The 25,701-nt window shown below is 34.3% G+C and carries 21 protein-coding genes; 15 read left to right on the forward strand and 6 right to left on the reverse strand.

Going from position 1 to position 25,701, the window contains the following annotated elements; all coding sequences use genetic code 11:
• From B0A75_RS04480 to B0A75_RS04510, 7 genes are all read left to right on the forward strand, one after another.
• The coding region (locus B0A75_RS04480) for a collagen-like domain-containing protein (RefSeq protein ID WP_123872317.1) at positions 1-1,784 on the forward strand (1,784 nt) is incomplete at its 5' end.
• A gap of 20 nt (positions 1,785-1,804) precedes the next feature.
• Entirely contained in the window at positions 1,805-3,346 is a 1,542-nt protein-coding gene (locus tag B0A75_RS04485) for a hypothetical protein (RefSeq protein WP_123872319.1), read from the forward strand.
• 66 nt (positions 3,347-3,412) lie between these two features.
• Complete coding sequence (locus tag B0A75_RS04490; RefSeq protein WP_089053098.1) at positions 3,413-4,669, forward strand: gliding motility-associated C-terminal domain-containing protein; 1,257 nt, start codon at positions 3,413-3,415, stop codon at positions 4,667-4,669.
• Positions 4,670-4,717: 48 nt separating this feature from the next.
• Positions 4,718-5,635, forward strand: a complete 918-nt coding sequence (locus tag B0A75_RS04495) for a PorP/SprF family type IX secretion system membrane protein (RefSeq protein ID WP_089053099.1) — start codon at positions 4,718-4,720, stop codon at positions 5,633-5,635.
• Positions 5,636-5,648: 13 nt separating this feature from the next.
• A complete protein-coding gene (locus B0A75_RS04500; RefSeq protein ID WP_089053275.1) occupies positions 5,649-7,580 on the forward strand; it encodes an OmpA family protein in 1,932 nt (643 codons plus the stop codon).
• Between the two features lie 49 nt (positions 7,581-7,629).
• On the forward strand, positions 7,630-7,962 hold the full coding sequence (locus B0A75_RS04505; protein ID WP_089053100.1) for an import component protein: 333 nt from the start codon (positions 7,630-7,632) through the stop codon (positions 7,960-7,962).
• Between the two features lie 283 nt (positions 7,963-8,245).
• Positions 8,246-8,695, forward strand: coding sequence for a hypothetical protein (locus tag B0A75_RS04510; protein WP_089053101.1), 450 nt, complete (start codon positions 8,246-8,248; stop codon positions 8,693-8,695).
• Between the two features lie 81 nt (positions 8,696-8,776).
• On the opposite strand, the gene B0A75_RS04515 is transcribed toward B0A75_RS04510, so the two are convergent.
• Positions 8,777-10,789 carry a hypothetical protein gene (locus tag B0A75_RS04515; RefSeq protein ID WP_089053102.1) on the reverse strand — a complete coding sequence of 671 codons (2,013 nt, stop codon included), beginning with the start codon at positions 10,787-10,789 and terminating at the stop codon, positions 8,777-8,779.
• A gap of 973 nt (positions 10,790-11,762) precedes the next feature.
• Between B0A75_RS04515 and B0A75_RS04520 the strand changes: the two genes are divergently transcribed.
• Positions 11,763-13,961 carry an alpha-galactosidase gene (locus tag B0A75_RS04520; protein ID WP_089053103.1) on the forward strand — a complete coding sequence of 733 codons (2,199 nt, stop codon included), beginning with the start codon at positions 11,763-11,765 and terminating at the stop codon, positions 13,959-13,961.
• Positions 13,962-14,184: 223 nt separating this feature from the next.
• Positions 14,185-16,260, forward strand: coding sequence for a sulfatase-like hydrolase/transferase (locus tag B0A75_RS04525; protein WP_208861256.1), 2,076 nt, complete (start codon positions 14,185-14,187; stop codon positions 16,258-16,260).
• A 122-nt stretch (positions 16,261-16,382) separates the two neighbouring features.
• On the opposite strand, the gene pgl is transcribed toward B0A75_RS04525, so the two are convergent.
• From pgl to gndA, 3 genes are read right to left on the reverse strand one after another with little or no spacing between them, the layout of a single operon-like run.
• Entirely contained in the window at positions 16,383-17,099 is a 717-nt protein-coding gene (gene pgl / locus B0A75_RS04530; RefSeq protein WP_089053105.1) for a 6-phosphogluconolactonase, read from the reverse strand.
• Positions 17,080-18,612 (reverse strand): glucose-6-phosphate dehydrogenase, encoded by a 1,533-nt coding sequence (gene zwf / locus B0A75_RS04535; protein ID WP_089053106.1) that lies wholly within the window; start codon positions 18,610-18,612, stop codon positions 17,080-17,082. Before zwf ends, pgl begins: the two co-directional genes overlap by 20 nt.
• A gap of 27 nt (positions 18,613-18,639) precedes the next feature.
• Positions 18,640-20,049: an NADP-dependent phosphogluconate dehydrogenase gene (gndA, locus tag B0A75_RS04540; RefSeq protein WP_089053107.1), complete on the reverse strand. Its 1,410-nt coding sequence runs from the start codon at positions 20,047-20,049 to the stop codon at positions 18,640-18,642.
• A 698-nt stretch (positions 20,050-20,747) separates the two neighbouring features.
• Here gndA and B0A75_RS04545 point away from each other — a divergent pair.
• Complete coding sequence (locus B0A75_RS04545; protein ID WP_089053108.1) at positions 20,748-22,133, forward strand: sensor histidine kinase; 1,386 nt, start codon at positions 20,748-20,750, stop codon at positions 22,131-22,133.
• Positions 22,134-22,341: 208 nt separating this feature from the next.
• Here the strand turns inward: B0A75_RS04545 and B0A75_RS04550 are convergent, their stop codons facing one another.
• A complete protein-coding gene (locus tag B0A75_RS04550; RefSeq protein WP_089053109.1) occupies positions 22,342-22,716 on the reverse strand; it encodes a hypothetical protein in 375 nt (124 codons plus the stop codon).
• Positions 22,717-22,752: 36 nt separating this feature from the next.
• Complete coding sequence (locus tag B0A75_RS04555; protein ID WP_089053276.1) at positions 22,753-23,145, reverse strand: helix-turn-helix transcriptional regulator; 393 nt, start codon at positions 23,143-23,145, stop codon at positions 22,753-22,755.
• A 164-nt stretch (positions 23,146-23,309) separates the two neighbouring features.
• On the opposite strand from B0A75_RS04555, the gene B0A75_RS04560 reads away from it, so the two are divergent.
• The 5 genes from B0A75_RS04560 (at position 23,310) to B0A75_RS04580 (ending at position 25,631) form a co-directional block, all read left to right on the forward strand.
• On the forward strand, positions 23,310-23,567 hold the full coding sequence (locus tag B0A75_RS04560; RefSeq protein WP_123872321.1) for a hypothetical protein: 258 nt from the start codon (positions 23,310-23,312) through the stop codon (positions 23,565-23,567).
• A 226-nt stretch (positions 23,568-23,793) separates the two neighbouring features.
• Positions 23,794-23,952 carry a hypothetical protein gene (locus tag B0A75_RS20465; protein ID WP_165765090.1) on the forward strand — a complete coding sequence of 53 codons (159 nt, stop codon included), beginning with the start codon at positions 23,794-23,796 and terminating at the stop codon, positions 23,950-23,952.
• Between the two features lie 316 nt (positions 23,953-24,268).
• Entirely contained in the window at positions 24,269-24,754 is a 486-nt protein-coding gene (locus B0A75_RS04570; protein WP_089053112.1) for a hypothetical protein, read from the forward strand.
• A gap of 2 nt (positions 24,755-24,756) precedes the next feature.
• Complete coding sequence (locus B0A75_RS04575; protein WP_089053113.1) at positions 24,757-25,239, forward strand: hypothetical protein; 483 nt, start codon at positions 24,757-24,759, stop codon at positions 25,237-25,239.
• An 11-nt stretch (positions 25,240-25,250) separates the two neighbouring features.
• Positions 25,251-25,631, forward strand: a complete 381-nt coding sequence (locus B0A75_RS04580; RefSeq protein WP_089053114.1) for a hypothetical protein — start codon at positions 25,251-25,253, stop codon at positions 25,629-25,631.
• Positions 25,632-25,701: the final 70 nt, after the last annotated feature.

Below are 25,701 nucleotides of genomic sequence, written 5' to 3' on the forward strand. Positions count from 1 at the left end.
CAACTACAGTTGATAACGGAAACGGAACGTTTACGATTACGTATACTGACGGTACAACTTTTACCACTTCTAACTTAACAGGACCAAAAGGAACTGACGGAGCAAAAGGAGAAACTGGAGCGCAAGGAGCAACAGGAAATAATGGAAAAGGAATCACAACTACAGTTGATAACGGAAACGGAACATTTACAATTACCTATACTGACGGCTCAACTTTTACTACTTCTAATTTGACAGGACCAAAAGGTGCAACTGGCGCAGCAGGAACTGCAGGAGCAAAAGGTGATACTGGAGAAACAGGGCCGCAAGGAGTTGCAGGAACTAAAGGTGATACTGGGGCAAAGGGAGATACTGGAGCACAAGGACCTCAAGGAGCTACAGGAAATAATGGAAAAGGAATTACAACTACGGTTGATAACGGAAACGGAACTTTTACAATTACCTATACTGACGGTACAACTTTTACCACTTCTAACTTAACAGGACCAAAAGGAGCAACTGGAGCAACAGGAACTGCAGGAGTAAAAGGAGATACAGGAGCAACGGGACCACAGGGAGTTGCTGGAACTGCTGGAGCAAAAGGAGACACTGGAGCAACAGGACCGCAAGGAGTTGCGGGAACTGCTGGAGCAAAAGGAGATACAGGGGCGCAAGGTCCTCAAGGAACTGCAGGAGTAAAAGGTGATACTGGAGCAACAGGACCGCAAGGAGTTGCAGGAACAGTTGGAGTAAAAGGAGATACTGGAGCAACAGGACCGCAAGGAGTTGCAGGAACAGTTGGAGCACAAGGGCCTCAAGGAACTGCTGGAGCAAAAGGTGATACTGGTGCGAAAGGTGATACTGGAGCAACAGGACCGCAAGGAGTTGCAGGAACAGTTGGAGCAAAAGGAGATACTGGGGCACAAGGGCCTCAAGGAACTGCTGGAGCAAAAGGTGATACTGGACCAGCTGGTCAAGGAGGTGTTACAAATGCAGGAAATAATATTTCAATAACTGGATCTGGAACAACAGCCGCTCCTTATGTTATAAATGCAGTTATACCTGCAACTACACATACATTATCAAATCAAACCAATACAATTACATCAGTAGTAAATGGTGTTAGTGTTACGGCACCTGCAGTAAATACAGTTGGAAATGCATTAAGTGGTGCTAAATTGACAACGACAGTAAACGGAATACCTGCAACTGCATTAGATTTAACTCCGGCAATAACCAGCGCAATCACTGCTGATAATGGTTTAACAATTACTACTGGGAATACACAGTTAGGAGGAGCATTAATAAAACCAACTACGGTTACTACTACAACTGCTAATACATTAGCAATTGGTGGTTTGCAAACGGGTAACAATACTAATATCTATAACGGAAGTTCTTATACATCAACAGCAGACCGCATAGTTGTTGCAGATCCTTCAACTGGTGTTTTGAAACAAGTAAAAGCAGCAATGCCAAAGTTCTTTTATGCACCTTCTGTTGTAGTACCAACGCATAATGCATCTGGTGTTGTATTATCAGGGACACAGACTTTGAACATATATACTTTTTATTCACAACAGTTTGGATTCAATGCTTCTGCTGGGCAGGCTAGAAGTAATTCAGCTTCATCGCTTCCTGTTTTAGCACCTGCAGATTTAGATTATTTTGTGACTTATTTTGACACTAATGTATTTAATACAGTTACGGTTTCAGCAGCTGGGGTTATCAGTTATACAGTTAAACCTACTGCTGTTCCTACAGAAGCTTCATTTATGAATATTGTATTTAAAGTAAGAGACTAATGTTTTTGAAACGTACTATTATGAAAAATACATTTTTAAAAGGTTATAATAAACTAGTAGTTTTTTTGCTTCTTGCAACTGTTCAAACAGTAAGTGCACAGGTGTACGGTGATTTCCCGTATACACAGAGCTTTAATTCTGCGACAAAGCCTGCTGAAATAATTCTGCCAACTGGAGCTACTGCAAATGCTGCGGTATTTACAACTACTGGATTAGAGTTAACACCAGCGACTAATTCAAAATTTGGAGCAATTATTATTGACAATAAAAAATTTAACAGCGCAGTTGGTATTAAAATTTCATTTGAGTATGCAATTTATGGAGGAACTGGAGCAGATGGTATAAGCGTATTTTTATTTGATGCTGCTGTTACTCCAACAATTGGAACAAATGGACGTGGAATGGGATATTCTTATTTAAGAGCCAACGATTCCTATTCTGGCAATAGACGTGAAGGACTTTCTGGAGCTTATTTAGGTATTGCTTTAGATTCTTATGGAAATTTTAAAGGAGATCCTTTTCAAGGTGATGCTAGACTGAATGGGGTTTCGGCTCCATCTGGCGGCTGGGCAAACTCAGGAAGCAGTCATGTTACTTTGAGAGGTGCTAGAGGAGGTGCTTTGGATAATAAAGGAAGAGGAGCAGGTTATACAGGTTATCCTGTGCTTACAACCCAAAGTACACTAACTCCAACAGGGACATCAAACGGAGGTGCAGAACTTAATGTTTTAGGAGCATATTCCTATAACAATGGAAATCCGGATAATTTTAATATCCGATCTGGAGCCTATACCACAGATCCTAACAATGCAAATTATCGAAAAGCATTTATTGAACTTGTTCCCAATGCGTCTGGTGGTTATAACATTACAGTAAAAATACAGCATCAAAATACAGTTAGAACTATAATCGATAATTATTGGTACAAGCAATCTATACTTTATACCGAAAATTCAAATCCAGAAAACTCTGATTATAATACTTCTTTAAATGAAGGAGCAGCTACAACTCATACTTTAAATACTGCTATTCCTAATAGTTTTAAAATTGGTTTTGGAGCTTCAACAGGAGGTTTAAATGATATACATAAAATATGGGGCTTAGAAGTAGTTTTACCATATGCCGCAGAAGCAGTTGCTGATAATGCAACAATATGCAAAAATAATCCAGTAACTATAAATCCATATGCAAACGATGTCGCGTATAGTGGGCCAACTCACGGAATACCAATAGCATCTTCAAGTAATATAGATTACAGTCAATTTAGATTTCTTAATGCTGATGGTACTACTGCGGCAAATCCGTTTTCGATTACGACAACAGAAGGAACTTTTACCTATAATTCAGCTTCAGGATTAGTAACATTCAATCCCGTAAAAGGATTTACAGGCAAGGCAGAAGTTTCTTATAATATAAAAGGAAAAACATATCCGGCTGGAACATTTCAGCCTTATGGAGATGAAGGGTTTAGATCTAAGAAAGCCGTGATAAGTGTTACAGTATCAAAATGTCAGGTAATTACAAATCCAATGCTTCCTTCAAAAAGCAATGCTAAATACTAAAAGCGTTATTTTTTAAAGTTAAATCTAAAAAATTTCGATACAACAGTAAGTCAATAAATAGAGCTTATGAAATCAAGAATTCAAAATATTTTTTTAACCCTCTTATTATTTCTCGGCGGAATAATGACAGCGCAGACTGTAAATGTTGGAGAGTTGTTTATTACATCTGGCACAACTATGTCTACAGTAGGAGCAATGGATAACAAAAGTTCAGGAAATCTGTTTAATGATGGAGAATTTATCTTGTACAGCCATTATAATAATGACGGACTGGTAAGTTTTTCTTCAGGATCACATTCAGGAATAACACGAATGATTGGATCGACAGGATTTCAGCAAATTTCAGGAACTATGCCTATGCAGTGGAATGATGCTGAATTTAAAAATAATAGTATTCAGCCCGCTTTTCATTTGTCGAACGAAGTGAGTATTTCTGGTACGGCTAATTTTCAGCAAGGAATTATTAATGACGATGAATATGGAGGATTGTTAGTTTTCGAAAATAAATCTAAACATATTAATGTCAATGATAACAGTCATGTTGATGGTAAGGTGCAAAAAGCAGGTCAAGAAGATTTTACTTATCCAATTGGCGATAAAAATAAATACCGATTTGCAGGTATCTCGGCACCAAAGGAAATATTGAGCAGTTTTACAGGCAAATATTTCTTTGAAGATTCTAATGCTTTATATCCGCATAGTCAAAAAGCAAAGGAAATAGTTCTTATCAATAATCAAGAATATTGGACTTTAGATAAAACTTCCGGAAACTCAGATGTAATGCTGACTTTAAGCTGGGATGAAACATCGACTACGCCGGCAGACGTTCTCGTGTCACCACAAACTTCAATACATATCGTAAGATGGGATGAAGCTCAAAACCGTTGGATTGATGAAGGCGGAGTTGTAGATAGTGATAAAAAAACGGTTACTACTCCTGTAAATGTTTCGGGATATAATGTGTTTACTACTGCAAGAGTCGATGACGGCATTGTTTTGCCTTGCAGTACTTTGACAGTTTTCAATGCTGTTTCACCTGATGGAGATGGAAAAAATGAGTATTTCAAGATTGATGGATTGACAGAATGTTCAGCAGATAATACAGTTGAAATTTACAATCGATGGGGAATAAAAGTGTTTGACACTGTTAATTATGACTCTAATGGAAATGTTTTTAGAGGTTATTCAGAAGGAAGAACAACCATATCGAAAAATGAGATGCTGCCAACAGGAACTTATTTCTACATTATAAATATTAAATATTCTGGAACTTCACCTCAGGTATTAAAAAAATCAGGATACCTGTACTTAACTAGAAATTAATTTGCTGAGTTACATTTTTAGCAGCTTTAAATTATTAAAGATAAAAGCATGAGAATAAAATTTTATACAGTGGTTATTATGTTAACTGGTTTTTTTTGCTGTGCACAGCAAGATGCTCAGTTTACACAATATATGTACAATACCATAAGTATTAACCCCGCATATGCAGGATCAAGAGGAGCATTGAGTGTTTTTGGTTTATATAGAACGCAGTGGGTAGGTCTTGACGGTGCTCCAGAAACAAGCAGTTTTTCAGTCAATTCACCAATTAGTAACAGTAATTTAGGAATTGGAGTTTCGCTTGTTAATGACAAAATTGGACCAACAAACGAGAATAATTTCTCAACAGATTTATCGTATTCAATTCAAACATCAGCAAATTTTAAGCTGTCATTTGGTATCAAAGGAACAGTTAATTTGTTTAATTTAGATATTAATAAATTGAACATTGAAGACCAAGGAGATCCGCAATTTCAAGATTTAAGAAATAAAATTTCTCCAAACGTCGGAGCTGGAGTTTATTGGCATTCAGACAAAGCTTATGTTGGTTTATCAGTGCCCAGTTTTATCGAAACTAATCGTTACGATGATAATGATGTGGCGATTTATAAAGATAGAATCAATTATTATTTAATGGGAGGATATGTGTTTGATTTAGATAAATATCAATACATTAAATTCAAACCTGCGGTATTAGTAAAAATGGTAGAAGGAGCACCTTTGCAAGTAGATCTTTCGGCTAATTTTATGTTCAACGACAAATTTGTTGTAGGAGCAGCATACAGATGGAGCGCTGCGGTGAGTGCAATGGCAGGTTTTCAGGTTTCAGACGGACTTTACATAGGATATGCCTACGACCATGAAACAACAAAACTGCAAAATTATAATTCAGGATCGCATGAAATATTTCTACGATACGAGTTCTTTAAAAACTATGGTAAAATTACAACCCCACGTTTCTTTTAATCCTACATTGACAATGAAAAATTTTATACTTGTTTACGCCTTACTAATTGTTTTTTCATTTAATAGTTATTCCCAGCAAAACCAGACAGTTTCTGCTGATAAAGACTATAACAATTATGCCTATATAGACGCCATTAAAACCTATGAAAGAATTGCTGATAAAGGATACAAATCTGAGGATATGTTCAAGAAATTAGGCAACTCTTTTTATTTCAATTCAGAGTTTGAGAAAGCAGCCAAATGGTACGAGGAATTATTCGCTATGAAAAGTGAGGTAGAACCAGAGTATTATTATCGTTATGCACAATCATTGAAAGCAGCTGGAAATGATAAAAAAGCAAATGAAATATTAGACTTGTTTGCTCAAAAATCAAAGAAAGATACAAGAGCTGAGCGCTATTTAAAAGACAAAAATTATTTAGCAGAAATTAAAGCCAATTCAGGAAGATATAAAATTGAAGATGCAGGTGTAAACAGTAAGTATTCAGATTACGGAACGGCATTTTATCAAAATAAAATAGTGTTTACATCAGCCAGAGATACTGGTAATTTTGCGCAGCGAATTCACAAATGGACAGGGGAACATTTTACAAATTTATATCAAGCCGATATTGATGCCGATTTCAATCCAAATAAGCCTGAAAAGATAAAATCTAAAATCAATTCTAAATTCAACGAAGCGACGCCAGTTTTTACAAAAGACGGAAAAACGGTTTATTTTACAAGAAACAATTTTATTGACGGCAAAAAAGGAAAAGATGGTAATAAAACTACTTTAATTAAAATATACAAAGCAACTTTTGAAAACAATAAATGGACGAATATTATTGAACTTCCATTTAATAGTGATACTTATAGTACCGCACATCCAGCTTTAAGTCCTGATGAAAAAACCTTGTATTTTGCATCTGATATGCCGGGAACATTTGGACAGTCAGATATTTATAAAGTAAGTATTAATGGAAGCGGAGGTTTTGGTTCTCCAGAGAATTTAGGTAAAACAATTAATACTGAAGGCAAAGAAACGTTTCCATTTATAACAGCTGATAACGAAATTTATTTTGCTTCAGATGGTCATCCAGGACTTGGAGGTTTAGATGTATTTGTTGGTAAAATAAGCGGGAATGAAATAACAAATATTAAAAATGTAGGTGCCGATATTAATTCTCCTAACGATGATTTTGCATTTGTTATTGATAATAAGTCCAGAAGAGGTTTTTTCTCTTCGAATAAAGACGGCGGACAAGGTTCTGATGATATTTATAAGTTTTTAGAAACGCGTAAATTGGAATGCGTTCAGGAGTTAAACGGTATTATTACACATACACAGACAGGAGTTATTTTATCTGGTGCCAAAGTCTCACTGTATGATGATATGCAGGTGCTGAAAAGTACTGTCATTTCAGATTTAAATGGATTTTACAGTTTTTCTGTTGAATGCGGAAAAACCTATAATGTAAGAGTTGAAAAAGCAGATTATGCAACTAAAGAGGTTCGCCCATCGATTGGAACAGAAACAGGAAAAACGTATTTGCCAATTTCGCTGGATAAAGTTACATGTCAGGTTGCAGTAGGAGATGATTTAGGGAAATGTTTTGATATTAAAATGATTTATTTTGATTTGGACGGATCGGATATTCGTCCTGAAGCGGCCTTGGATTTGGTGAAAATTCTAGATGTTTTAAATCAGTATCCAACAATGAAAATAGATATTCGTTCGCATACAGACAGTCGCCAAACAGCCGTATACAATGAAAGACTTTCTGATAGAAGAGCCAAATCAACAATAAAATGGCTGGTAAAAAACGGTATTTCACCAAATAGATTAACAGGTAAAGGTTACGGTGAAACGCAGCTTGTAAATGAATGTTCTGATGGTGTAAAATGTACCGAAGAACAGCATCAAATGAATAGAAGAAGTGAATTTATAATCACGAAACTATAAAATATAATCAGTTAAGAATTTAAAAAAAATCAAGATAAACAAGAGAAGAATGAGCAGAAAAACCATTTCAATAATTAGTTACTTAACTCTTGTAGGATGGGTAATTTCTTTTCTTGTTTATCATAATGGAGGAAGGTCTTCATTTGCGCAGTATCACCTAAAACAGTCTTTTGGATTAGGTGTTTTGAGTGCAGCACTAGGCTGTGCTTTTATACCGATATTTTCTATTAATCCTGTAATTTCAACTTTCTTTACCGTTTTTAGTTTTGGTATATTGGTTTTTTTAATAGCAGGGATTGTTAACGCTGTTAATCAAAAAAGAAAACCCATACCGCTAATCGGATCTATGTTTGTTGATCGATTTAACTTTATCAAATATTAAATTTTCTATTCTTTGTTTTTAAAAGAATACGATACAATACTTATATCAGATTATCTCTTTGTTTACTAAATATTTCCTTAAAATGTTTAGTAAATAAAAGTCTTATTTTGAGGTTTTTATGTCTTATTGTGGAGGTGTTTAATTTTGAAGTGAAATACTTTTGTACTTGTTTATCAAGATTGTATAAATCAAAAAAAGACAAACAAATACAAAACCTAAAAAGAAACTTTGATGAGCTGTAACTAGCTCAGTTTAGGGAGTATTAATTGTAAAGAAATTGACGATGGAAAAGATACAAGTTTTAGTGCGAGACGATAAAGGATTGTTTTTAAAAATGTTTAAAAATAATTTTGCAGATGAATTTAAATTTACCCAAGATTCATTTTTGATTAGTAAAAAGCCAAAATCTCAAGGGCTTAATAGATCTATATTTGTAGTTTACAGTCATCAAGAATTAATTGAATTTTTGCAGCTTGAAAAGAAAGGAAAAATTGCTTTAGTCTGTTTATTTGATAAGTTATTATACGCTAATCTAGCTGTTCTAGAAGAAATTAACAATTTGATAGGATTAAGCGGTTACCAAACAAAAAGAGGAATTGTTAATGACTTGAAGGCATATCTTAAAAATGCTGCTCAACCAAAAAGGGATACCATTCAATCTGGAGTTTTTAATGCAGATACAAAGCAAATACAATCTAATGATTTATATAAAACAGTATTGTATTTTGTATAAATAAGATTAAAAAAATAAGTATAAAAAAAGGAATTTCAATCTTCTTGAAGTTCCTTTTTTTTGTGAAAAATGATTGAATTGTTAGAGTTGAATATTGATTGTACTCCCGTCTTTAATTAGTTTGGTAAATACTATCTTTTTTCCATTAGAGATAGTTACTTTCAGTTTTTCATTCGCTCTTTCAACTGTAATATCAAAATCTTTTTCAAAAGCATGTATTTGGCGCAGTTTCATAATAGGCCAAGATTTAGGAAGCCTCGGCGTAAAATCGAAACTGTTTAAACCAGTAGGACGAATGCCAAATAATCCCTCCGTAAAAATTCTACAGTATAAACCGCTTTCGGAAGAAAGATGTCTCTGATCTCCTTCAGGATAAGCCTCTACAGGATACGGAACGTGATCGCCCAATAAACGACGATTCGAGTAATAATGTAAAAAATCCAGCGCTTTATCTGTTTCTCCCGCAGCCAATACGCCTCTTAAAGCATATAAAGTTGAGCGGTCCCAAAATATTTTATCACCAGCAATACTGGCAAGACCATCTTTTGTCCATAGTCTTGTAGAAAACAAAGCATCTATAGTTCCCTCTTTTCGATCATAAATTTCCATCGTGAGCGGAGTGCAAATCCAAGCTCTCAAAACATCATTTTCTTTATAGTATTTATAGGTTTCAAAACCTTCTACTTTAGCTCCAAAATATTTTTCAATAGCCATTTTTAATTTTTCAGCCTCAGCCTTATAAGTCTTCAATTGAGTTTTGTCTTTACCTAAAGCTTCGCCCAAATAAACAGCAGAGTTAAGAGCGTCATAATATAAAGAGGAGGTGTTAAGATTGGCTTTTCCTGCCGGAAGACGACCTTCAAGTTCATCAGAATCAGATATTACAACTCCATCAGAATTTAGTTTTCTATGGCAATACTCTAAACACCATTCAATCAATGGCCATAATTGTTTGGCTTCATTTTTATTTCCTCTAGAAAGAGCGTAACGTGCAGCACCGTAGGCAATCATTGCGCCATCGCCGCGGTCGCCGGCGCCATCCCAAATATCCGTTCCCTCAGCAATAATCGAACTTGGAATAGACTTGTATTCCTTATTCATGAATTTAGCAAATTGCAAATAAGCATTGAATGATGCCTGATTACCATACTCATATCCTAAAAACGGAAAGAAAGGCCCAATATATTCAGCCTGATCGTTTGCCCAAATAGCCGCATAATAAGATTCTCCTCCAGGACCGTGCATAGGGCCGCCTTTAGTTTCAAAAATACTTTCAGAAGCTCTGATTTTAGCAAAAGCAAATTCTGTATTCAAAACTTCATCAGGTGTTTCTAATATGAGTTTGTCCCAAAATTCATAGATTAATTTTAAGCGTTTATCTTTTTCGTCTTCAATGTTTACAACTGGAATTTGTTCGTTTGTTTTACCTGCGGAGTAAAAAACAGAAAAACGAATAGTCTCATTTTTCTGCAGATTAAAATTTCCATGATTAAAAAGATCTACATGCAAGTCATAACTTCCATCCGTTCCTTTTGCTGGATCTGATGTATAAACAGCATTTGATTTTGGAATCTCTACAACACAAGTTTTATCAGAAACATTTTTAATAGTATAGATTTCACAATATCCAGATAAGGTTGTTGATGGGAAAAATTGTCTCGTTAATTCGAGAGTATTACCCGATTTACTCTTTACCAATAATGTTCCGTTCAGCGTTAATGAAATTACTTTTTCTGAAGCAATGGGTTTATAATTCACCGTAACCAAATCAAAAGCATCTTGCGCAAATTGACGTGTAAAACTGGCATGAGTATTATTCGGTATTGTTCGCAACATTGGCCAAACCAAACTGCGGGTTGCATGAAACGCGCCATCTGCCGCTACACCATATCTTAGTACGCAGGAGATTTTTTTACCGCTCATTTCGATATGATCTTTATGCGGAATGTTGTTGTTTATCTGCCAAGAAATAGATCCGTCTTGATCAATCTGCCAGCGGCGCTCTTCTTGCGAAAAGAGTTTACTGGAAAATAAGCAAAGTGCAGCTGAGACAAATAGAAAATGCTTTCGGGTTTTGGCAAATAATATCTTCATTACATTTATTTTTTAATTTCAATAAGGAGCAAAAGGCCCTTTTTCGGGCTGTTTATCATATGTTTCTGATTAGTAGAAAGAGATGAAATTGAAAATCAAAATTAGAAAGGTTTCTTTGTTTTTTCGTATCAGTACCAACTAGTTTGTTTGTCGTATGTCTAAAATAGTATCATGATCTGATAGAATATGAAAAGAAAGCGGATAATATATGAATATAAATCATAAAACGAGGAGCTGTCGGTGATAACGGAATTTGTGCATTATTTTAAGATTGAAAATATTTCACAGCTAATCTAAAAGTGCAAAGGTTATTTTTTGCCCCTTTAAAATGTAGAAAAAAATAACAGTTTGCGTTTTGTAAAAATGGATAATATAGTATCAAAAATAATTTTTGTACAGTTTTACGATTGGCTGTGTTTTTTTTAATTTTTGAACCATACCAGTTGTAGAAAGTTAAATCTACACAAGATTAAGTTTGTTTAAAATTGTATCAGTTCAATTTCGAATTTGATTTTTTTGGGTTTTGATTGTTGTAAAATCACTTGTTTTTAGTGTGTTATGGTTATTCGTCTTTTTTGTTATTTAGAATAGAAAGCAAAAAATCAATTTACTGGTAGGTTTTTTTCCAGCAGTGCTGTTATTCCGCAAGATGGTTTAAGTTATTTTTTTGAATCCTTATTATCGATCGAGTTTTCAGCAAAATGATGATTTTTTAGCATTCTTAAATTATTTAAAACATGGATTATTTTTAGGAGTGCAGCATTTATTAAAAAGAAACTGGTAGGTGCCAGTATGTTTGTGAATATGAATGTGATATTTTTGAATTTCATTTTTCGCAAATAAATAATAGAAACAGAAAAAATAATATAGTTTATTGTGAATTCTATAATGTAATAACGCAAGTTACTATCTGTTGATTTAATTGTAAATAACATACAGTAACCACATTTTAACTACCAACTACTTACTTTTTATGAAAAAAATAATCTTTTTATTAATGCTTACCGCTTTAGTTTATAAAGCTCATACACAAGAGAAACAAATACAAATTGAAACACAAAGTTCAGCTTTGATTTTAAAAGCGGGAAAAAACGGCTTATTGTATCAAACGTATTTAGGAGCAAAACTTACTGGAAACTCTGGATATGATGCACTTTCAAAAGAAAACACAAAATCATTCGTTATAAATGACGGAAATCCCTTGAATAACTTGAGACATTTGGCGTACCCAACTTATGGAACTGATAATTTGTTCGAATCTGCTATACGTGTAACTCATAACGACCGAAATCCATCTCTTGAATTAACTTATGTAAGTCATCGTACAGAAAAGATAGATGACAATACAACAGAAACCATTATAAAATTAAAAGATCAAGTATATCCAGTAGAAGTGACGCTGCATTATAAGGCTTTTTATAATGAGAATATTGTTGAACAATGGACAGAAATTGTGCATCACGAAAAGAAACCCATAATGTTGTACAATTATGCCTCTTCAATGCTTCATTTTGATGCTGATCGTTACTGGTTAACTCAATTTCATGGTGACTGGGCAAAAGAAGCACGAATGCTGGAAACGGAATTAACGAGTGGAACAAAAGTAATCGACTCAAAATTAGGAGTTCGTACCAATATGTACCAAACACCTGTTTTTTTCTTATCTCTAAATGCTAAAGCGGAGGAAAATTCGGGAGAAATTATTGCAGGAACAATTGCTTGGTCAGGGAATTTCAAACTTGCTTTTGAATTAGATAATAAAAACTCACTTCGAATAAGTTCAGGAATTAATCCATTTGCCTCAGAATACAGTCTTGAGCCAGGTAAATTATTTACTACACCGTCATTTATCTATACTTTTTCTAATAAAGGTAAGGGACAAGCGAGCCGAAATCTGCATAAATGGGCAGGGAAATATGGCATAAAAGATGGTGATAAACCAAGATTGACTTTATTGAACAATTGGGAAACAACCTTTTTTAATTTCGATGAAAAAAAACTAACAGATATGTTTGCTGATACCAAAACGCTTGGTGTCGATATGTTTTTATTGGATGATGGCTGGTTTGGAAATAAATATCCACGAAGTGGCGATAAATCAGGACTGGGAGATTGGCAGGCTACTAAAACGAAATTGCCAAATGGTATTGGTTTCTTAATTCAAGAAGCACAGAAAACCGGAGTAAAGTTTGGTATTTGGATTGAGCCGGAAATGGTTAATCCTAAAAGTGAATTATACGAAAAACACCCGGATTGGGTTTTAAAACTTCCAAATAGACCAGAAAGTTATTATCGCAGTCAGCTGGTTTTAGATCTAAGTAATCCGCAAGTGCAGGATTTTGTTTTTAAAACAGTAGATGATATTATGCAGACTAATTCTGGAGTAGCATTTTTTAAATGGGATTGTAATCGAATGATGACGAGTGCGTATTCTACTTATCTAAAAAATCAGCAGTCACATTTGTTTATCGAATATACAAAAGGACTTTATAAAGTTTTAGACAGAATTAAAACTAAATATCCAAATCTGCCCATGATGCTTTGCGCTGGCGGCGGAGGAAGAACAGATTATGCGCTTCTTAAATACTTCACAGAATTTTGGGCAAGTGATAATACAGATCCTTATAATAGAGTATTTATACAATGGGGTTATTCGCAGTTTTTTCCAGCATTTTCAATTTGTAATCATGTAACATCATGGGGAAATCAGTCGATCAAATTTAAAACCGATGTGGCTATGATGGGCAAATTAGGTTTTGACATTAATGTAAAAGAACTAAAAGCAAATGAGTTGAAATATTGTCAAGATGCGGTTGCAAATTATAAGCGATTAAGCCCAGTAATTTGGCACGGTGATATGTACCGTATGGTATCACCATATGATGAAAGTCGTGCTGTTTTAATGTATGTTGATGATACCAAAAGCAAAGCCGTTTTATTCTCTTATACCTTGCATCCGCTTTACGATCCTCAGTATAATTTAGTTCGTTTTCAAGGATTAGACCCAAACAAAAAGTATAAAGTTGAAGAGATCAATTTAATGCCGGAAGCAAAGAAAACCCTTGAAGAATCAGGAGAATCTTATACTGGAGATTATTTAATGAATGTAGGTTTACGAGTTTCTTCATCAAAAGTAGAAACGAGTGTAGTTCTTGAGATTACTCAGATATAGATACTAAAGGCATTTAGTATTAACGATTTTACTAAGTAAAAAAACAGCTCAGTTACGAGCTGTTTTTTTATTAAGTAAATCGACTAATTTTTCTGGTAGGTGTTTTTTGTTTTTCTTATTTAAAACACTGTATTTTGTTAGATGAACTCTGGCAGGAGATATGATGATTAAAGGTTTAGTGTTGATTCTAGGGTTTTTAAGTGAAAAAATAAAATTTTTAAATATGAATAAAATAAAAGAAGTAATCATTTTATGTTTTGCAACTTGTTCGCTGTTTGCCCAGCAAAAGCCCAACATCATTTATATTTTAGTTGACGATATGGGCTATGGTGATATAGGTGTATTTTTTCAAAATCAGCGAATGAAAAGCAATGATCCGTCAAAACCGTATCAAATTACTCCTTATCTAGATCAGATGGCCGTTACTGGTGCCATGTTTACACAGCAATATTGTAACGCTCCAGTTTGTGCGCCTTCTAGAAGTTCTTTGTTGACAGGTGTTAATCAAGGAAATGCTCAAATTAGAGACAATCAATTCGACAAAGCATTAGAAGATAATCATACGCTGGCAACAGTTTTAAAACAAGCCGGTTATCAAACTATGGCTATAGGAAAATGGGGATTACAAGGAGTGGAAGAAACTGGACCAAATTGGCCTGCACATCCTTTAAAGCGTGGTTTTGATTCGTATTATGGTTACATGAGACACGTTGACGGACATGAACATTATCCTGTTGAAGGTTTGTATCGTGGTAAAAGAGAGGTTTATGACGACTATAATAACGTGGCCGAAGGTTTAGCAAAATGTTATACAACTGATTTATGGACAGCGATGGCAAAAAAAAGAATTGTTGAACACGCAAAAAGCAAAGATGCTTCAAAACCTTTTTTTATGTATTTGGCATATGATGCGCCTCACGCAGTATTAGAATTGCCAACACAAGAATACCCAAGCGGAAAAGGATTAAATGGAGGCTTGCAATGGACAGGAACTTCTGGACATATGATTAATACAGCTTCTGGCACTCCAGATTCTTATATGCATACTGATTATGCAAATGCTGCTTATGATGATGACAATAATCCAGCGACAAAAGAGGTGCCGTGGCCCGATACTTTTAAAAGATACGCAACTGCCAATCGCCGAATTGATGATGCAGTGGGCGATATACTTCAATTATTGAAAGATTTAAAAATAGACGAAAATACGCTGGTGGTTTTTACATCAGATAATGGCGCTTCTATTGAATCGTATTTGCCATCGCAATTTGTTGGATTTCAACCTACATTTTTCTCTAGTAATGGTCCTTTTGATGGTATTAAAAGAGACTGTTGGGAAGGTGGTGTTCGTATGCCGGTTTTGGCAAATTGGCCTAAACATATTCAAGCCGGAAAAGTTGTTACCACTCCGTCAATGTTATCAGATTGGATGGCTACGTTTGCGCAGGCAGCCGGAGTTATTCCTCCCGCAAGAACTGATGGTGTTTCGCTTTTACCTACATTAATTGGAAATGGAAAACAGGAGCAGAGTTTAATATATGTAGAATACTTTGAAAATGGAAAAACACCAGATTTTAAAGACGATAATTCGACACACAAAAACCGTAAACGCGGACAAATGCAAATGATACGAATAGGGAATTACTCAGGAGTTCGCTATGATATTAAATCAGCCGAAGATAATTTTGAGATTTATGATGTTGTAAATGATCCAAAGGAGACAAATAATTTAGCGATTAAACCTGAGTTCGAAAATATGCAAAAGCAAATGAAGGCTTCCGTTTTACAAACGCGTCATACAGATACTGAAGCACCTCGCCCTTATGACAATGCTTTAATTCCTGCCGCTAAAATTTCAGGAAAGTTTTTGTCAGGATTTAAGCAAGAGTTTTTTGCAGGTGATTTTCCTTGGGTAGTTTCAGAAAAAGGATTAAAAGCACAATCTAGTAAAATAAGTACTTCTATAAATGACAAAGCAGAAACAGCTAAAACAGGTATGATCCTTTACAAAGGATATATAAAAGTTCCTGCCGATGGAAAATATAGTTTTTCATTGAAAGCATCAGGAAAAGCTTATATGCGTTTGCACAATGCTAGTTTGTTTGACGCTGATTTTGGTTATCAATCCAATAAAGAGTTAATTCAAGAGGTGAATCTAAAAGAAGGTTATCATCCTGTTTCAATTTATGTACTTAAGCAAAGTAAGAGTAATGAAACTATAACCATAAAATGGAAAGACAAAGAAGCAAGTGAATGGAAAGTCTTAGATGATTCAGATTTATATTATTCAACTAAATAATCAGAGTCAAAATGAGTTTGTCTATTTGTAAAGCTCTTTTATTAGATTTAGTTCCATATTAAAACAAAAAAGTTTATGCTTTTAAGCATAAACTTTTTAATATTGGGTGTAAAAACAATTTCTTAATTCGTTCCAGCAGCACTTTTATCTACAAGAAACAATAGCTCTCCAGAAACAGGTTTAATTAACTGCATCGGATAAGTTACTGGATTGTATTCGCCAGTTGTAACTTCTTTTAAAGCGGGTGCTTTTTTCTCTCCAAAAGCAATTACAATGATTTTTTCAGCTTTGTTTATAAGCGGAGCAGTAAGTGTAATTCTGAACATTTTTTGAGGTTCAAGATAATAGGCATCAACCCATTTATTTTGCTCTTCCAATATTGCTTGACCAGGGAAAAGTGAAGCTGTATGTCCATCGTCACCCATTCCTAATAAAATAAGATCAAACTTTCCTTCATCGCCTAAAACTGTTCTAATAGATTGCTCGTAAACAGCAGCATAATCTTCTGGTGTAACATTGTCTTTGTACATTTCGAAAATATTTTCTGCAGGAATTGGAACGTGACTTAGTAAAGCAGCGTAAGACATTTTAGCATTGCTTAAATCGTCATTAAGCGGAACCCAGCGTTCATCTCCCCAAAACACAAAAACTTTGCTCCAGTCTATTTTGGTTTTATAATCGTCAGAAGCTAATAATTTGTAAACTCCTGCAGGAGAAGAACCTCCTGTAAGAACTACGGTAAATTTGTCTTTTTCAGTGATTGCTTTTTGTGCTGCGGCAATAAAAAGGTCTGCAGCTGCGATATTAATTTCTTCAGTATTATTGTAAATCTGTATCATCTAAAACTTCTTCTTTTGTTTGTTTATTTGGGATCCATTTGTGTCCTTGGCGCGCCAATAATTCATCAGCTTCTTCAGGCCCCCAGCTTCCTGCTTTATAATTAGGGAAATTATCAGGCGCTGTAGTTTTCCATACTTGTTGAATAGTATCAATTGCATCCCAAGCTTGTTCCACCTGATCCCAACGCATAAATAGAGTAGGATCTCCTGCCAAAGCATCGGCAATTAATGTTTCATAAGCTTCAGGTGACATTGTAGAGCAGGCAAAATAATCGAATACCATTTCTGCAGGTCTTAAAGAAAGAGACAAGCCCGGTTTTTTAGTCATAAACTGCAGTTTAATATCCATTTCCGGCTGAATATTGATAATCAATCTATTTGGTGTCATACCTTCTTTTCCATAAGAAAATGCAGAATGAGGAACTGGTTTAAACTGTATTATAATAGAAGACTGTTTTTCTTCCATTCTTTTACCTGTGCGTAAGTAAAACGGAATTCCCTGCCATCTCCAGTTGTCGAGATAAATTTTCATGGCAACATAGGTTTCTGTATTAGAATCCGGAGCAATTCCTTTATCTTGACGATATCCAGGAACGGGTTTGCCTTTTATGGTTCCAGCATCATATTGACCTCTCACAATATAATGATCGACTTCGTCTGGTTTAATGCGTCGAATCGATTTTAAAACATCAGCTTTACGGTTTCGAATATCATCTGCTTCGAGTGAAGCCGGAGCCTCCATAGCAGTCATACATAAAATTTGAAGCAGGTGATTCTGAATCATATCTTTCAAAGCACCAACACCTTCATAAAATCCGCCGCGTTCTTCTACGCCAACTTCTTCGGCTACTGTAATTTGAACAAAATCAATAAAATTACGGCTCCATAAAGGCTCAAACATCGAATTTCCAAATCGGAAAGCTAGAATGTTTTGAACTGTTTCTTTTCCTAAATAATGGTCGATTCTATAAATCTGTTCTTCTTTGAAAGTCTGTGAAAGCATTTCATTAAGTGCAATTGCAGAAGTTTTATCGTAACCAAAAGGTTTTTCTATAATAATACGATCTTGTTTAGGATTGGCAGCAAGACCGATTTTCTTGATATTACTAGAAATAGTCGAAATGAAAGACGGCGTAATCGAAAGATAAAATAGACGATTAGCGCGTTCTCCAAAAGACTGATCAATAGTATTTATTTTCTCATTTAATCCTATGTAAGATTCTTCTTTGTCAATATCAAGACTATGATAAGTAATGTGAGAAAGAAATTTTTGAGTTTCTGGGTCCGAAAGACCTTTTTTTCTTGAGAATGTATTTAGGTTTTCTAAGACATAACTGCGAAATTCTTCATCGCTTTTTTCTGCTCGTCCAAGAGCAATAATCTGAAACTTTTTTGACATACGTCCATCAAGATACAGATTTTGAAAAGCGGGAAAGAGCTTTCTCTTTGCCAGATCTCCAGTTCCACCAAAGATAACAATGATAGTTGGATTTATATTTTTGAACTTACCCATTTTGTGTGTTGTGTTGTTTAAAGTTCTTTATTCAGACCATTGTGTGTGGAAAACACCAGTTTTGTCAATACGTTCGTAAGTATGTGCTCCAAAATAATCACGCTGCGCCTGAATTAGATTTGTTGGCAGATTTTCAGATCTGTAAGCATCAAAATAAGCTAATGAATTCATAAGTCCTGCCGCAGGTATTCCTTTTTGCACAGCAAATTGAATTACATTTCTCATTCCAGCTTGATTATCTGTTAATTTTGAAGCGATTCCAGCATCTAAAAGTAAGTTTGGTAAATCTGCTTTTGTAACATATGCTTTTCTGAAATCCTCTAAAATAGCGGCACGAATAATACAACCGCCTCTCCATATTTTAGCAACAGTTTCTAGATTTAATCCATAATTGTATTCTTTAGAAGCAGTATGAAGTTGAGCTAATCCCTGCGCGTATGTTACGACAATCGAAAAGTACAATGCCGATTTTAATGCCGCAATTGCTTCACTTGTGTTCACATCAGTTTGATTTCCATTCCAAACTAATTTAGTTGCAGCTTCAATTCTTTCTGGTTTAGTTTTAGACATATCGCGCATTACAACAGCAGCGTCGATAGTTGGAACCGGAACTTGTAAATCCATCGCATTTTGCGAAGTCCATTTTCCTGTTCCTTTAGATTTTGCCCAATCTGAAATTTTATTGATCAGCGGACTTCCGTCTTCGTCTTTTTGTTTTAGGATTTTTCCCGTAATTTCAATCAAATACGATTTAAGATCATACGTTTCATTCCATTCTTCAAATGTTTTCTGAATTGTATTTTCATCCAAATTATAACCTCTTTTCATTAAGTCATAAATTTCAGAAATCAACTGCATGATACCATATTCAATTCCGTTGTGAACCATTTTTACATAGTTTCCAGCAGATCCGTTTCCTAAATATTCTACACAAGGTTCACCCTCTACTTTTGCAGCGATAGCTTCAAAAATTGGACGAAGTCTTTCGTATGCTTTTTGATCTCCTCCAGGCATCATTGCAGGACCAAATCGTGCTCCTTTTTCACCACCAGAAATTCCCATTCCAAAAAAGTGAATTCCTTTGGAAGATAATTCTAAAAATCTTCTGTCAGTATCCGTAAAATAAGTATTTCCGCCATCAATGATAATATCTCCTTTGTCTAAATGAGGAAGTAAACTAGCTATAGCACTATCAACAGGTTTTCCAGCTGGTACTAAAAGCATAATAGCTCTTGGTTTTTGTATAAGTTCTACAAAATGTTTAACATCGGTAGTCGCTTCAATTGTATGATCAGAATCGGCTTCTTGTTGAAGAGAGTTGACTTTTTCAGTGTCCAAGTCTAAACCTGCAGCCGCAAAATTATGGCTTGCAATATTTAAAAGTAAGTTACGCCCCATTACGCCGAGACCTACAATTCCAAAATCAAATTTGTTCATAGTTTTCAATTAACTAAAATTAGTAGAAGAATGTATTTTCTGAAAAAAATGTAGGACAAAATGCAGTAACGCTTTTTCATTCAGTTATTTGCAGAAAAACAAAGTTTATTCGAATCTTACTATTTAAGATTGACAGCGCTAAGTTAAAGAAAAATGATGAAAAACTAGGGGTAAAATAGTCTGCATTAAGGGTGTCGCTGGATAGTTTTTTAAGTGTTGAAATTATACTTATTATGAGGTTTGATAATTGGATTAATCCAAATAAGATTGATTAGGATTTAAAAAAGTTCGAAAAAAAAGTTTTTTATGGACTTTGTGAAGTTACATGGAACCAAACTAGGATACAAACAAGGATATTGTTTTCATCCAAAAGTTCTTTGAAGTTTGATTCAGTAATAACTCTGTAGTTTTCTCGACTAGATAGAGATTTAATATTTCCAGGCCGTTAAAATTATCGTTAAGTGACTATTCGTTATAATTTTGAGCAGTGCTTTTTCTACCCTTTTAAACTATTACATATAAAGTAGTTGAATTGTTAATTTTTAATATTTGGAAACTATTATTGAGTAATTGCGCTGTCAGCAATAAAAATGGCAGAATATGATGCTGATATTAGATAAAATGGGAAATAAAGAGATTGTCCCGTGCTAGTCTTAATTTGTATATTTGCTTTATTAGTTTGTAAAACTTAATCCATAATGCTTAAAGTTTTTTTGTTAGATCCAAAAACAGTTTTTCAACTTTATTTTCTGGCTAATTTATTTGTTTGTATTCTTATTTTTAGCTACTCATTTACCTACGCTACCAATGACAATCGAAAAATACTAAAAAGGTTTGGGTACGGAAAATTATTGTTAACGATTGGCTGGATCTTAATCTTTTTGAGAAATTTAGTTCCAGATTTTGTTTCGATTAATATTGCAAACACTATAATTTTTGCGGCTTGTTATTGTGAGGCTACTGCACTTTTTCCTTTATTTTGGATAAAATCAGAAAAAAAATATCACTTAGAGAAAATTATAACTGTAACGGCAGTACTTTTTTTTAATCTGATTGTGTTTTTAGGGAGTTCAATTAATGCCCGAATTTTGGTTGTCTGCTTGGGTATATTTAGTATTTATTTACTTCCTGTAATTAGTTATTTCAAAAATAGAGAAGGTAATTTTTTTAGAACATTCTTCATACTTTGTTATGTCGTATTTGAGTTGCTGATCCTCATAAGAGCATTGTATAATTATTTAAATCCACAGCAATATTTTTTTTCCTATAGTGCTTTTGAGAGCTTATACAATATTAGTCTATTTCTACTTACCTTAATTGGAACGGTCGGATTTTTACTCTTAGTAAAGGAGAAGCAAGATCTTAAAATTTCCAAACTTTTAAAAGATAAGAATCAGTTCTTTTCGATTATCGCACATGATTTAAGGGGACCATTAGGAGCATCTGTGCAGCTTTCAGAAATGATAAGCAAAGATGTAGAATGCTATAGTCGTGAAGAGATTAAAGAAATTCTTGAAATGATTCATGAGTCAAATTCAAATATTCACAAGCTGCTTGATAACCTTTTAGAGTGGTCTCAGGTGCAGACAGGAATGATTGAGTATACTCCAGAAAAGGTTGTGCTGAACGATTTGATTGCTGAGAATGTTGAACTTAATAAAAATGCAGCTGCAAACAAAAGGATTAAGCTTTTGTTTGAATCAGACGAGTCTATTGAAGTGATGCTGGATAGAAACATGATCGCTACTGCAGTTCGAAACTTATTGAATAATGCAATTAAGTTTACAGATAAACATGGTGAGATTACTTTAAAAATACAGAAAATTGGACAAAAAGTTTTAGTGTCTATTGCTGATAACGGTATCGGAATTTCACTAGATGCAAAAGAAAATTTGTTTAAAATTGACAGAAAGGTTATTCAAAAAGGAACCGAAAATGAGAAAGGAAACGGTATTGGATTGTTGCTCTGTAATGAGTTTATTAAGCTGCATCAAGGAGAGATCTGGGTGGAAAGTGAACTAGGAAAAGGAAGTACTTTTATGTTTACGTTACCTTTGGTAGAAAAAACAAACTTATCTGCATGAAACAAATGGCAGTAAAAACGGCAACTTAAAAACAAAAAGCCTGTAAACAAAGAGTTTACAGGCTTTTTTGTGGAGTCGCCGGGAATCGAAAACTGAAACGAGTGATTTTGAAAAGTTAAGTAATTGATTTTATTGACTTTACAAACAAATTAAAATGTGTTAATATTAGGTTTTGTTCACTTTTTTGTTCACTGCTATATTGTAGTTTTTATAATGAAAATGGGTTCTTGACTTCGCCTGTTTCAACTGCTGATTCATAGTCAATGTAAACAGGTATTCCGTAGCCTTTAAATAAAGCATAAATTTTATATCCTCGATTCGTTGATCCAACAGATTTAAAATTTGATATTTTAATTTTATTGTTGCTTAAAAAAGCGGCTACTGGTTGGTTGCCTTGTGTTAGAAATGTAAAATCTTTTCCTAACGGATAGCCAATTGTTAGACTGTCTCCAATTTTTAAAACTTGTCCTTCCTTAGTTTGGTATTCTTTGAAATTTCCAGCTGATTTTGTTTTGTTATAGACAGCTGTTTGTGCATTGCAAAATGCTGTTGTTAAAATCAATGTAAGAAATAAATTTTTCATATCTAAAGTTTTTAATTCTTCAAATATAAGAAATTTCTACATATCGTTTTTGTGGGTTTCTTCTGCTTCTTTTATGATGTTTATCTGTTCTTTTAAGATCGAAATGATTTTTTCTTGATGGCTACAATCTTGTTTCTTTTCTTTTAGTAATCTTATTGTTTCAAGTCTAGCTTTTATTTCCTCCTCTTTTTCGGCAATTTTTTTACTATAACCGCTGAGCGATTTTGTATAATATCCTACAAGTTCGTTATCTGTATCTGTGTCGTTATTTAGTAAAATATTGTACAGTATATCTCTTTTTGATTCGGGAATTACTTCGCCTTTTTCATAATTTACAATTGTTTGTCTAGAAACACCTATTCTTTTTGCTAATTCACTCTGTGATAATCCTTTTTGAGCACGTAATTCTTTGATGTTTAAATCGTTCATAGGGCTGATTTTGTAATAAAAAACATAAAATAATGTTAAAGTTTGTAAAATATTGTACAAAAACATGGTTAGATGTAAAATATTGTACATATATTTGTCTTGTCAAATAATTTAAGTATTGTATAACAATTCAAATGCCAAACTTGACAAGACAAGACAAATATATGGAAAATATTATACAAATAATTCCAGTAAATGAAGAAATGGCTTTGCTGGTGAATGCTGTTCGTATTCTGAATAATTACAAGGCGCTTGGTTTTGTGAAACGAGAGGGGTTTGTGGAGTTAATTATGGACGCTGATCATTCGTATCATACTCGTGAAGGAATGAAAAAATTAGATAATTTTTGGGCAGGAAGGGTTAAAGATCCTGAACTAAATAAAGATTTAGAAAAGATTTATGATGGTTTAAAAACTTCATGATATAACCTGATTATGAAAATGGTTCTTATTCCAGAAAACGATTTAAATGTCTTGCGGGAGACGTTAGAAGTAGCTTTGAAGATAATTCAAGCTAGTGGTGTGGCTGGGAGTGTGAAAGCTTCCAGTATTGCACCAAAAGAAACTAAGCGAGATCGAGAGATTAAATATTCTGCGATGATCGATTCAAAAACTAGAGGAAGAAAACCTAACTACTTAAAAAAGCAAAATGGAAAATCAAATAGAAGTAACAGAGGCTGAGCAAGAAATAATTAATGAGATTGAGGTAAAGGATGCTGTGTTATGTAGTAATGCAATTCGTGTTTGTGATCCTGAATCTTATTTTGAAATGATTGAACAATGTAAAATATGTGGAAGATGTGTATAAGTGATCTTGATGCTGTTATTATGCTGCTTTTTGTGGCTATTGTATTTCTTCTATGGTTTTTGTTGAAAGCAGTGTTGGATTATAGAAATGAAAAAAGATTTCATTATGCGGTGTTTCCTGAATCTAAAATTAAAAAATCATTATGGAGGTAATTAAAATTTTAGGCTGGCTGATTCTAGGTTGTTTTGGCTTTGCTGTATTATTTGTGTTTTTGTGGTTTGTGATTGGGATGTCAATTTGTTTTTACAAAATCTATATCAAAAAACCGAAACCAAAATCAGACGAATTCGATAAATATCTTAACTAAATATAAAACATGGAAACATTACAAATCAACAAAAAAGATGCGATAAAAGCGCATGATGAAGCTGGACCAAAGTCTAAGCTGCTTCTTGAAAATTTGCTGGGAAAAGCGGTTTTTCTAAAATCAATTAAAGAACGAATCAAAAACTTTGATGATGTTCTTTCTGAATTAAAAATTAAAAGATCAGATTTTGATTTATCAAATCATGGTTTAGAATCTGATGAAGTTGCTTATAGAAAAGCGAAGCTTGTTGCAAAAGTATTTAATGAAGGTTGGATTCCTGATTGGGCTAATTCCAGTGAATACAAATATTTTCCATATTTCACAATGGGTTCTCCTTCGGGTGTCGGGTTTTCGTACAACTACTACGTTTACTGGGATACGCTTTCGGATGTCGGCTCCCGCCTTGCTTTTAAATCAAGTGATTTGGCTGAGTACGCTGGAAAACTTTTTGAAGAGGAAATTTACAAACCATTGTTCGTTTTAGAAGTAGCTTAATTATGGAAACAGTTCAAATTAATAAATCGGCAGCGGTAAAAGCGCACGATGAAGCAACACCGAAGCAGAAAACAATGCTTGAAAATCTTTTCGGAAAAAAAGTATTTGTGAAAAACATCAGAGAAAGAATTCAAACGATTCAGGATGTTTTTGAGTTGAATGATACCACTGAGGCTGATTTCTATAGAAAATGGAACGGATTTTCAGATCATGAGATAGGTCAGGCTTTAGAGGTTCTTATAGTTGCAGCATACAATGAAGGTAAATTACCTGATTGGACTAATAAAGGCGAGTATAAATACTTTGCGTATTTCAAGATGGGTTCTCCTTCGGGTGTCGGGTTTTCGTCCGACCACTACGTTGGCTGGACTTCGTCTTCGTTTGTCGGCTCCCGCCTTGTTTTCGTCGGTCCTGATGCAAAGCAAAATCTGCTTGATGCTGTGAAGAAATTTTTACCTGAGTATCAAAAATCAAGAACAACTTAAAAAAAAATATCATGAGTAAAGAAATCGCTACAATAGAACAAATTTTTGAAAGTGAAAATTTAGATGCAAATGCAATTGTTATTACTGGTATTCCTGAAAGACATATTGAAGCTGTAAAAGCGATCGCAAAGCTTTTTGTTGCCACGGACTATCACAACCCGACATTTAAGCCTGATTTCACTGATTATGATCAGTATAAATACTCAGCTTATGCCGAAATGGGTTCTCCTTCTGGTGTCGGGTTTTCGTACTGCGACTACGATTACTGGATTACGGATTCGGCTGTCGGCTCCCGCCTTGTTTCTGAATCCAGGGAAACTGCAAAAATGATTTTTGACGAGTACCAGGATTTGTACAAAGCATTCATGGTCTACGACAGGGAAGTGAAGTAAAAGAATAGGTTGTGCAGTGAGTTGCTGACAGTTCTCCTTCAGGTGTCAGGTTTTCGTACAACAACTACGA

The sequence above is a fragment of the Flavobacterium oncorhynchi genome, assembly GCF_002217355.1.
GTDB lineage: Bacteria > Bacteroidota > Bacteroidia > Flavobacteriales > Flavobacteriaceae > Flavobacterium > Flavobacterium oncorhynchi.

What these genes read in the sequence shown, in the direction of transcription:
- B0A75_RS04485 (WP_123872319.1), top strand. Translation starts at nt 1,805, where the DNA reads ATGAAAAATACATTTTTAAAAGGTTATAATAAACTAGTAGTTTTTTTG.
- B0A75_RS04490 (WP_089053098.1), top strand. Translation starts at nt 3,413, where the DNA reads ATGAAATCAAGAATTCAAAATATTTTTTTAACCCTCTTATTATTTCTC.
- B0A75_RS04495 (WP_089053099.1), top strand. Translation starts at nt 4,718, where the DNA reads ATGAGAATAAAATTTTATACAGTGGTTATTATGTTAACTGGTTTTTTT.
- B0A75_RS04500 (WP_089053275.1), top strand. Translation starts at nt 5,649, where the DNA reads ATGAAAAATTTTATACTTGTTTACGCCTTACTAATTGTTTTTTCATTT.
- B0A75_RS04505 (WP_089053100.1), top strand. Translation starts at nt 7,630, where the DNA reads ATGAGCAGAAAAACCATTTCAATAATTAGTTACTTAACTCTTGTAGGA.
- B0A75_RS04510 (WP_089053101.1), top strand. Translation starts at nt 8,246, where the DNA reads ATGGAAAAGATACAAGTTTTAGTGCGAGACGATAAAGGATTGTTTTTA.
- B0A75_RS04515 (WP_089053102.1), bottom strand. Translation starts at nt 10,789, where the DNA reads ATGAAGATATTATTTGCCAAAACCCGAAAGCATTTTCTATTTGTCTCA.
- B0A75_RS04520 (WP_089053103.1), top strand. Translation starts at nt 11,763, where the DNA reads ATGAAAAAAATAATCTTTTTATTAATGCTTACCGCTTTAGTTTATAAA.
- B0A75_RS04525 (WP_208861256.1), top strand. Translation starts at nt 14,185, where the DNA reads ATGAATAAAATAAAAGAAGTAATCATTTTATGTTTTGCAACTTGTTCG.
- pgl (WP_089053105.1), bottom strand. Translation starts at nt 17,099, where the DNA reads ATGATACAGATTTACAATAATACTGAAGAAATTAATATCGCAGCTGCA.
- zwf (WP_089053106.1), bottom strand. Translation starts at nt 18,612, where the DNA reads ATGGGTAAGTTCAAAAATATAAATCCAACTATCATTGTTATCTTTGGT.
- gndA (WP_089053107.1), bottom strand. Translation starts at nt 20,049, where the DNA reads ATGAACAAATTTGATTTTGGAATTGTAGGTCTCGGCGTAATGGGGCGT.
- B0A75_RS04545 (WP_089053108.1), top strand. Translation starts at nt 20,748, where the DNA reads ATGCTTAAAGTTTTTTTGTTAGATCCAAAAACAGTTTTTCAACTTTAT.
- B0A75_RS04550 (WP_089053109.1), bottom strand. Translation starts at nt 22,716, where the DNA reads ATGAAAAATTTATTTCTTACATTGATTTTAACAACAGCATTTTGCAAT.
- B0A75_RS04555 (WP_089053276.1), bottom strand. Translation starts at nt 23,145, where the DNA reads ATGAACGATTTAAACATCAAAGAATTACGTGCTCAAAAAGGATTATCA.
- B0A75_RS04560 (WP_123872321.1), top strand. Translation starts at nt 23,310, where the DNA reads ATGGAAAATATTATACAAATAATTCCAGTAAATGAAGAAATGGCTTTG.
- B0A75_RS20465 (WP_165765090.1), top strand. Translation starts at nt 23,794, where the DNA reads ATGGAAAATCAAATAGAAGTAACAGAGGCTGAGCAAGAAATAATTAAT.
- B0A75_RS04570 (WP_089053112.1), top strand. Translation starts at nt 24,269, where the DNA reads ATGGAAACATTACAAATCAACAAAAAAGATGCGATAAAAGCGCATGAT.
- B0A75_RS04575 (WP_089053113.1), top strand. Translation starts at nt 24,757, where the DNA reads ATGGAAACAGTTCAAATTAATAAATCGGCAGCGGTAAAAGCGCACGAT.
- B0A75_RS04580 (WP_089053114.1), top strand. Translation starts at nt 25,251, where the DNA reads ATGAGTAAAGAAATCGCTACAATAGAACAAATTTTTGAAAGTGAAAAT.